Origin of the sequence: Shewanella surugensis (genome assembly GCF_023284005.1) — a bacterium.
GTDB classification, from domain to species: domain Bacteria; phylum Pseudomonadota; class Gammaproteobacteria; order Enterobacterales; family Shewanellaceae; genus Shewanella; species Shewanella surugensis.
The window spans coordinates 1-9,278 of sequence record NZ_JAKIKS010000163.1 but is presented as its reverse complement, the minus strand read 5'-3'; the positions used below and the strand labels follow the sequence as shown (position 1 = coordinate 9,278).

Here is a 9,278-nt window from a genome sequence, read left to right as displayed (position 1 = left end):
GACGTGGTTTTCAAGGAAGATGACAGCCGGATAATGCTTGAAGGTGCCGTTGAAAATATGGCGCTATTCAGAAGATTTGTATTAAACATGTTCAAGCAATGCGATTGCGGTGCGCCAAGTCAGCGAAATAAGCTAAAAAAGGCGAGTTGGGACGATGATTACAGGGCAAAAGTTTTCTTTGGTTAATTATCCGACAAAGTATGCTCCCGCCCTGATGACTTACCCAGTGTGAGTGGAAACTCACAAATAACCTACCTTGTATAAAAAAGGCCTTGTATATAAAGGCCTTGTTTAAACGTTATGCTGTCAGTTGCATACTGCAAACAGAGCTTGTTTACAGCCCAACAAGCTCATTCAAAAGGGCGCCCGCTTCACGTCTTTCACGTTCATTGCCATCGAGCCCCACTTCTTTAAGTAATGTACGAGCACTTTCTTTATCATCGATTTCCATATAGGCGCGGGCTAAATCCAATTTAGCACTCATATTCTGTTCACTATTATCGGTGTGAGAAGCGGTATCCATCAAGTTTTCTAATTCATCAATCTCAATATTTGACTCAAAGTAAGGATCCACTCTCCCCTTGCTATCTTCTGGCTCATCATTTAATAAGCTATTAATATCAATAAAACTATTGTCTTGTTGAAATTGATCCAATTCGGCATTGAGCAAAGCCTCTTGGGCTTCATCACCTTGCTGAGAGACTGTTTTTGAACCCAATACTGTCCCTGTTGAGTCCGTTTTATTAGGCTCAAATGGCTTGCCACTATTATGCCCACCCACCACTTGAGGATCGACAATCACCACTTCATCCTCAAGCTCTGCCAATAATGCATCAATATCAGAAATCGACTCTTCCATTGCCTCTTGTTGCTCTGCATTGACTTCAGCGATCTCATCAGGCACATTGACTGACAAACCGTCTATCGCATCCAATGGTCGATCATCAGCATAAGGCGTATCCAAGCCGCCATCTACAGTAATAGGCGCAACATTATCAAATTCAGCTAACAAACTTTCCAGTTCATCATCACTATTAATATTGTTTTTATCAACATGAGGTAAGTCATCCGCTAACGCTGCCGCAATGTTATCTGCCACGCTAGACGATAGCATAAAGTCTGCATCATCAGCACTGAGGTTCTTCTCAAGCGAGTAATCATGTTCTGATGCCCCTAACGGTTCTGTCGTATCCGCTTTTGCTATAAAGACATCCTCAACCTCATCAGTATGTAATGACGTAATATTATCTGATTGTTCTTCTTGAATCTCTGCATTTTCAGGCTCATAATCACGGCCTATTGCTTCTTTTTCATCAAAAATAGTTTCTACGCTGTCATCACCTGGATGAGCAGAGCCAAAAGGAATATTATCCACTTCCTCTACAAGCGTATTGTCCATTTGTGTTTGCGTGAAAGCGTCATTTAATGCGCTCACTCGTGGCTCATCATAACTATCCGCATTGAGATTCGTCTGTGATAAATCATCGGGTGATGCCGCTTCTTGCATGGCGTGTGATTCATTTTCGGCAGTATCCATGACCCCTTCTTGCTCATCATTCAACGCTTCTGATGCATTAGCGTCATCATGTTCTTCAATCACTTCAGCCCAGAGCTCATCAATCGAAGAGTCAGCTTCGGTGGTTAACTCTAATGAATCAAGATAATCATCGGTGTGCTCATTCTGTAAGGCCTCAAAAGACGCTGCAGGCGCTCGGCCATCCAGTTGTACAGCTCTATCAGAGTCTTGGTCATCTGATTTTTCAAGTAGCTTATCCTCTTCTGTGCGCGCTTCAGTACCCTCATCAAGACCCCCTTCTGGCTCAGGATCCCTAGCCACGGCTCTAGCCGAAGTCAGATCATCATTAGGCGGTACATCCGTTTTAGTCCGGCGCCTAAACCAAGCCCATATAGCGATAATCAGTAAAAAAGCCGGTACCACAGTAAAGCCTGCTAATAACCAAGGCCTAGCCATAATGCTTTGCCAAAATGTCGGCGCCTGTACCGCTTGTGATTGGGTGCGTAAATCCATTTCGATGGCGATTAAGGTACTGACTTGCTCTTCAGCCGCCTCGAGTGTCTGTTTTTGCTTAGCATTTTGTATCAAACTTGCCTGCAATTTATCATTCAACAAACCCACCGTAACATTCAACTCTGCAATGTTTGTTTTCAGTTCTTGATTATCACTTGTGGATAACACTAACGCATCTTGTGCTTTAACGACGTCATCACTTAAACGCTTATTACGCGTTTGTGCCTCTTGTAATTGCACAGACAATAAATCGGCTTGAGTCGATTTTTCAGCCATCTTTTTGAGTGTCGCCATCGGAGCCGATTTTGAAGCAGCAGATTTAATCGTTGAGACACTTTTTTGTGTTGAAGTTTTATTATCAACAGCAGCTGTTTTAGGATATTGTGCTATCATTTTCTGATCAGGGATCACTAATACGACCCCCTTTTCTAAGCTACTGTAACTACTACCAGAAAAAGCCTGTGGATTGCTATCATACAGTGCTGCCATCACTTGATAAGTCGACAAACTCTGATCGGGCTTCACCTTTTGAGCAATACTCCATAACGTATCAAAAGATTCTGTGGGACCATATTGCTTAACCACATTATTGACTTGTCCGTTTGGACCTACAACACTCAATGGCTCCGCCGCAATGGCTGAATGAAGTGAAAATAAAGTGCTCAATAACACAGCACTGGTTGCTATCAGGGCTATAACATTTCGAGACCAAAAGCTCATCGTACCTTCCTTTGCAAACGTGTCACTATCACCTAATCGGTGGTAACTTTAGGTAATTGTATTTATTGAGATTACTATAAACCAGAAATTAAGAGTCTGCTACTTTTCAGCTTGTAAAAATGATTGTTAATAAAAAAAGCCTGCAAATTGCAGGCTTTTTCACAAAATATGAGGGAATTGCAAGCTATTTAATAATAATCTCTTATCAATACTTCAGCGATTTGCACACTGTTTAATGCCGCACCTTTACGAATGTTATCAGAAACAACCCAAAGGTTAATACCATTAGGATGTGAGATATCTTTTCTCACACGGCCCACATAAACAGGATCAGCCCCAGCACCATCGGTCACTGCAGTTGGATATTCATCATTAGACTCAAATAATTCAATACCTTCAGCCCCTCTTAAGACCGCTTTAACATCTTCAGCGTCAACGGGTTGATGAGTTTCAAGATGAATCGCTTCTGAGTGACCATAAAACACCGGCACTCTAACCGCAGTAGGATTAACTTCGATACTGGTATCACCAAATATTTTTTGTGTTTCCCACACCATTTTCATTTCTTCTTTAGTGTAACCATTATCCATAAACTTATCGATTTGCGGCAACACATTAAAGGCAATTTGTTTAGAATAAGCTTTAGGTTCAATGGGTAAACCTTGTAATAATTTGGAACATTGACCCGCGAGTTCTTCAATCGCTTCCTTACCCGACCCCGATACTGATTGATACGTCGCCACATTAATACGGGCAATTCCAAACGCATCATAAATCGGCTTTAACGCCACCAACATTTGGATTGTCGAACAATTCGGATTGGCAATGATATTACGATTACGAAAATCAGCAATCGCTTCAGGGTTCACTTCAGGGATCACTAAAGGAATATCGATGTCGTAGCGAAAATGTGAAGTGTTGTCAATAACGACACAGCCATTTTCGGCCGCAATCGGGGCCCATTTGGCAGACACATCACCACCAGCAGAAAAGAAACCAATTTGGGCTTGTGACCAGTCGAAGGTATCTACATCGAGGATCTCGACTTTCTTACCGTGAAAGTTAACCGTACCACCTGCACTTCGGCTACTCGCTACAGGGTATAAATTGGCAACCGGAAAATTGCGATCTTCAAGGATCTCAATCATTGTTTGACCCACAGCGCCTGATGCTCCTAATACAACCACGTTAAATTCTTGCGACATAATTACAGCTCGATTCCTGAAAATCCTAAATTGAACAACCAATTTACATCAAGTTGCCCGCTATTGACTAGTGTTAATGTACTTAATTCACGCCTATGCTGGTGAATTTTTCTCAGATGATCGAATCCATTCACATTAAGAAATTGATTTCTAAACATGCGATCATCATCTCGAAGATCATAAACAAAGCGTACCAACTGTAATAAGGCTTTCTCATTGGGGATTTGATGTAAATCCATTCTCGCTATCCAATGAGGTTCAAGTAAGCCTTTAAACGGTTTATCACTTGAATAACCTAACGTTTTAATTAACGCTTCATACAGCATCAAACTGCCTCTCGCCCGGCCTTCTAAGCTGTAACCCGCAATATGGGGTGTCGCCAATTCCACCAAAGGCACCAATTCAGGCAAAGGATGAGGCTCCCCTTCCCAGACATCTAACACTAACTTAAGATCGGGACGATTTATCTTAACATCAAGCAAAGCCTTATTATCAATGACATCACCTCGACAACAATTAATCAACCATGTGCCTGTGGCTAATTGCAATAATCGCGTCTTATCAAATAAATGCTGGGTCGGATAAGGGCCCGACTTAATCATAGGGACATGTAAACTGATCACATCACATGTCGTTATGACTGTCTCTAATGATACAAACTCTCGAATATCCCCCTGTTTTTGCAGCAAAGGATCATGTAACAAAACATTAACACCATAAGCCGTTAAGCATTTAGCCACTGCGGTGCCGGTATTTCCCGCGCCCACAATGCCGACTGTTTTATTTTTTAAGGGCTGTGCAAAACGCTGAGCCAATTCTAACAGGGCAATAAAAACAAACTCACCGACAGCCGTTGCATTGCATCCAGGGGCGTTGGCAAAGGGAATGCCTCGTTGAGCTAAATAATCCAGATCGATATGATCGGTGCCTATTGTCGCACTGCCCACAAATTTCAATCGGGTATTTTTTTCAAGCAATGCCGCATTCACTTTGGTCACCGATCTCACTAACAATACATCCGCTTTTTCAACGGCATCAGCTCTTAATGTGCGTCCATTGACCTTTTCAATATCCCCTATTCCACTGAATAAGGCATCCACATAAGGCATATTTTCATCGGCTATGATTTTCATTCATTTCCCATAATACTAACGTCTAGAGATTAACGAATCATGAGATTATGACAGAACGTGCCACAAGTCACTTGACGATCCCAATAAAACAGCAGTGACCGTACACCCGATAACATTGTCTAAACTCACTCAGTTAGACTCATTTGGGTATAAAAAAGGGAAGCAAACGGCTTCCCTTAGTCATTCTATGCTCACTCGCAATGATTATTTATATTTACTCATGACTAACGTTGCATTAGTGCCACCAAAACCAAAACTATTGCTCATAACGGTGTTGAGTTCAGCTTCACGATATTCGGTCACAACAGGCATACCCGTTGCTTTTTCATCTAGATTATCAATATTAATACTCGGGGCGATGAAGCTATTTTCCATCATGATGAGACTATAAATTGTCTCATGCACACCTGCTGCGCCTAACGCATGACCCGTTAATGACTTGGTTGAAGCAATGGCTGGCAAGTCATCGCCAAAGGTTTCGCGTAACGCTTCAAGCTCACGCGTATCACCAACAGGTGTTGATGTACCATGGGTGTTAATATAATCAATTGGGGTATCGACGTCAGCTAATGCCATTTGCATACAACGCACAGCACCTTCACCCGATGGCGCAACCATGTCATAGCCGTCTGATGACGCACCATAACCCACCACTTCCGCATAAATTTTAGCACCACGTGCTAAGGCATGCTCTAACTCTTCAACGACCACCATACCGCCGCCACCAGAGATCACAAAACCATCACGATCAGCATCATATGTGCGTGAAGCTCGCGTCGGATCATCATTGTACTTAGTCGATAATGCTCCCATCGCATCAAAGCCCATCGTTAATGTCCAATCAACTTCTTCAGCGCCACCCGCAAATACCATATCTTGCTTGCCCATTTGGATCAGTTCAACCGCATGGCCAATACAATGTGCGCTGGTTGCACAAGCTGAACTGATTGAATAGTTCATGCCTTTAATTTTAAAAGGGGTTGCCAAACACGCACTCGCGGTGCTGGCCATGATGCGTGGCACAATATAAGGGCCAACACGTTTAACGCCCTTGGCACGCAAAATATCTGCCGCTTCAACTTGATTAGCAGACGAAGCGCCACCCGTGCCCGCAATAATACCCACGCGAGGATCGGAATATTGCGCTTCCGTTAATCCCGCGTCGCTAATGGCTTGCTCCATGGCAATGTAAGCATAAGCAGCAGCTTTCCCCATAAAGCGCAATGCCTTACGGTCAATATAATCTTTTGGGTCTAACTTAATGTCGCCCCAAACATGGCTACGAAGCTTCATTTCTACAAACTGATCTGAGTGGGTTATACCACTGCGACCTGCTTTTAATGATTCAGTGACTTCTTGCTTGTTGTTACCGATACTAGACACGATGCCAAGTCCGGTGATCACGACTCTTTTCATTTTTAGCTATCCATTATGTACATGTAGTACCCATTTCACTGAGTCAATGGTATCCCTTTTAGCGACTTAAAGTGGTCAGCTTTCCATAAAAAGATAATAAAAGCCGCTCTCAACTCACACTTAACGCTAAATAGGCTAACATTCCACGCTCAATAAAATGTACAATTAAATGAGAAAAAAGATAATCATCTTTTCATCCAGATTATAACGGTAGCATTAAAGAGCCCAGCATGACAGTCAGTACGCTTTTTCGGTATGTTAAAACAACAAAAACAGATCATTCTGCTATTGTTTTAGGACAAATAGGCTTAAGCGATCCCAAAGAATGGTTGCAACTGCGGGCTCAACACCAAAAATTACCTTCTCATGCCTTGATCATTAAAATCTTTATCGACAGCTCAGCGTCTTTCACCTCGCTTAATAAAAATGCAGATTTCCAATCGCTGATAGAAGAAAGTCCCGCACTTATTCCACCGATGGAGCCATTGACTCAGCAAAAATTAATCAATATTAATGGAATTCAACGTCTCTGTTTCGATAATTCACGCTTTATACTCGACTTTCACATCGGCGATCTCTTCACCCAGCTTAATGCTATTGCCTTAACAGACTCGAGTTTAATCGCTCACTGGTATTGTGATGAACAACTGGATTTATCCCCAATAACCCTATCGCAACTTTGGCAAATTGCCAAGCTAAGCCAAGACCGTGCGCATTTATTCTTTTGTGCCTCACAACGAACAGATCAAGCTGAACACCATTGTGTATTACAAACGCAAACGGACTTTGAGTCGCGTGCGACTCAAGCTGGCTTTCATTGCATCAAACTTAATATGAACGATGATGTTGAAACATGTATCCGCACTCAAGTGAAAAAAAATCAACAGCAAAGTGCTATTGATAGAGAAATCAGTTTAAGTGAACGTCTTGCATTACGTCATCAGCACACACTCAAACAACAAGCTTTTCCGCTCATGAGCACAGAAGAAGGCAGCATTGCTATTATTGGTGGTGGTCTTGCCAGTGCCAACCTCACATTATCATTAGCGAGTCGTCAACGCCGCTTACATTTATTTTGCAAAGACCCTACCCTTGCGGCCCAAGCATCAGGTAACAAACAAGGCGCGCTTTATCCTCTTTTAACACCCGAAAATAATCCGCTCAGTCAATATTTTCAGCAAGCCTTTTTATTCAGTCGACATCGATTACAGTCCTTGCATCAAGAAGGCTTCAGCATCGCTCATGATTTATGTGGTGTGCTGCATACTGGACATGATATCCGTAGCATGGATCGCATTAATAAAATCCTCAACGGTCATGCTTGGGATCCCGACGTCGCGATCGCCGTCAACAAACAACAAGCCACTCACCTTGCCGGCGTTGATATCGATAAAACCGGTATTTTTTATCCTCTGGGTGGATGGATAAACCCTCAAGAATATACCCAAGCTGCTATCGATAAAGCCCTAAGCTTAACGCAGCTGGACATTCATATGAATACTCATATAGATCGATTAGCGCAAAAAAATAGCCAGTGGTACTTATACCAAGGTGGGCGCGAATATGGTCCTTTTGCCAGCGTCGTTATTGCCAATGGCCATACGTTAACCCAATTTAAGCAAACACAGGCACTGCAACTCTCCGGCTTTCGAGGCCAAATCAGTCATGTTCCCTCTAAGGGGAAGCTCAGTGATTTGAAAACCGTCCTTTGCTCCCACGGTTACTTAACGCCCCATCACAGTAACACTCATTGCGTCGGAGCCAGTTATATCAAAAATGCCCCAGATCTGGATTTTTGCCCACAAGAACAAGCCGACAACGTAGAAAAAATGCGTCATAGCTATCCCAATAAGCCTTGGGTTGAAGACATTGATGTGAGTGATAATGACGCCAGAGTCGGTGTGCGTATGGTCACTCGCGATCACGCACCCATGATGGGTCCCGCTCCAGACATTGAGCAAATATTAGCGCGCTATCAAACCCATCAACTCACCCCACAAAGCCGTCAATATTGGCAAAGCACCCCAGCACCAATACATCAAGGCTTGTATATTTTAGGCGGGTTAGGCTCCCGAGGACTGAGCTCCGGTCCTTTAGCCGCCGAAGCATTAGCCGCCATGATCTGTCATCAACCTTTGCCCATTAGCCAAGAAACCGTCGCCTTGCTCAGTCCAAATCGCATGTGGATGCGTAAATTACTCAAAGGAAAAGCACTGTAAAGTTTATCCCTAAGCCACTTGACCTTATTTTCATTTCAGCTCAATCTAGTCCCTTCAAGTGACTTCGGGATAGCAATGCCTTATATCTACCGTCAGTTCTGTCGGTTCTGTCGCAAACAGCATAGATACTTTATGATCCAAGCATCACTTTTTATGTTATCTCAATTTTTCAGGCTGACATTACCCTCAGCGATCATCATGCTTATAAACTCAGTTATCCTGAGATTGAAAAGATCTTTGCTGAGCAAAAGATCCACTTTGATCACTCAACATTAAATCGTTGGGTTATTCAATATGCTCCGCAACTTGATGCTAATTTTAAAACCCAAAAACATCAAACTCATGGTTCATGGATGAAACCTATATAAAAGTAAAAGGACAATGGATTTATTATTATCGTGCCGTTGATAAAAAGGGATATACCGTGTAGTTTCGATCGGTTGACCGTAACCGTCCGAGCAAGTACATCTTCAACCGTGTTCATCGATCCCTTATGTTAACCCCTGACTATGATATCAGGAGTTAATATGACTAAGCGTTCTCATGAAGAGTGGGT

General features: G+C 42.8%; 6 protein-coding genes and 1 pseudogene. 3 read left to right on the top strand and 4 right to left on the bottom strand.

Features of this window, described 5'->3' with window-relative positions; translation table 11 throughout:
• Positions 1–186, top strand: a 186-nt coding sequence (locus L2764_RS24060; RefSeq protein WP_376708483.1) for a transposase, incomplete at its 5' end; no start/stop codon positions are given.
• Between the two features lie 148 nt (positions 187–334).
• Here the strand turns inward: L2764_RS24060 and L2764_RS24055 are convergent.
• The 4 genes from L2764_RS24055 to fabB form a co-directional block, all read right to left on the bottom strand.
• Positions 335–2,749 (bottom strand): FimV/HubP family polar landmark protein, encoded by a 2,415-nt coding sequence (locus L2764_RS24055; protein ID WP_248942909.1) that lies wholly within the window; start codon positions 2,747–2,749, stop codon positions 335–337.
• A 188-nt stretch (positions 2,750–2,937) separates the two neighbouring features.
• Complete coding sequence (locus L2764_RS24050) at positions 2,938–3,954, bottom strand: aspartate-semialdehyde dehydrogenase (protein ID WP_248942908.1); 1,017 nt, start codon at positions 3,952–3,954, stop codon at positions 2,938–2,940.
• Positions 3,955–3,956: 2 nt separating this feature from the next.
• A complete protein-coding gene (locus L2764_RS24045; RefSeq protein ID WP_248942907.1) occupies positions 3,957–5,087 on the bottom strand; it encodes a 4-phosphoerythronate dehydrogenase in 1,131 nt (376 codons plus the stop codon).
• A 204-nt stretch (positions 5,088–5,291) separates the two neighbouring features.
• The gene (fabB, locus tag L2764_RS24040) at positions 5,292–6,503 is read right to left on the bottom strand and encodes a beta-ketoacyl-ACP synthase I (protein WP_248942906.1); all 1,212 of its coding nucleotides are present in this window, start codon (positions 6,501–6,503) and stop codon (positions 5,292–5,294) included.
• A 230-nt stretch (positions 6,504–6,733) separates the two neighbouring features.
• Here fabB and mnmC1 point away from each other — a divergent pair, with 230 nt between their 5' ends.
• Together mnmC1 and L2764_RS24030 are read left to right on the top strand one after the other, a co-directional pair.
• Positions 6,734–8,722 carry an FAD-dependent 5-carboxymethylaminomethyl-2-thiouridine(34) oxidoreductase MnmC1 gene (gene mnmC1 / locus L2764_RS24035; RefSeq protein ID WP_248942905.1) on the top strand — a complete coding sequence of 663 codons (1,989 nt, stop codon included), beginning with the start codon at positions 6,734–6,736 and terminating at the stop codon, positions 8,720–8,722.
• Between the two features lie 143 nt (positions 8,723–8,865).
• Positions 8,866–9,140: pseudogene (locus tag L2764_RS24030) on the top strand (DDE-type integrase/transposase/recombinase); the annotation flags it as partial.
• Positions 9,141–9,278: the final 138 nt, after the last annotated feature.

What these genes read in the sequence shown, in the direction of transcription:
- L2764_RS24055 (WP_248942909.1), bottom strand. Translation starts at nt 2,749, where the DNA reads ATGAGCTTTTGGTCTCGAAATGTTATAGCCCTGATAGCAACCAGTGCT.
- L2764_RS24050 (WP_248942908.1), bottom strand. Translation starts at nt 3,954, where the DNA reads ATGTCGCAAGAATTTAACGTGGTTGTATTAGGAGCATCAGGCGCTGTG.
- L2764_RS24045 (WP_248942907.1), bottom strand. Translation starts at nt 5,087, where the DNA reads ATGAAAATCATAGCCGATGAAAATATGCCTTATGTGGATGCCTTATTC.
- fabB (WP_248942906.1), bottom strand. Translation starts at nt 6,503, where the DNA reads ATGAAAAGAGTCGTGATCACCGGACTTGGCATCGTGTCTAGTATCGGT.
- mnmC1 (WP_248942905.1), top strand. Translation starts at nt 6,734, where the DNA reads ATGACAGTCAGTACGCTTTTTCGGTATGTTAAAACAACAAAAACAGAT.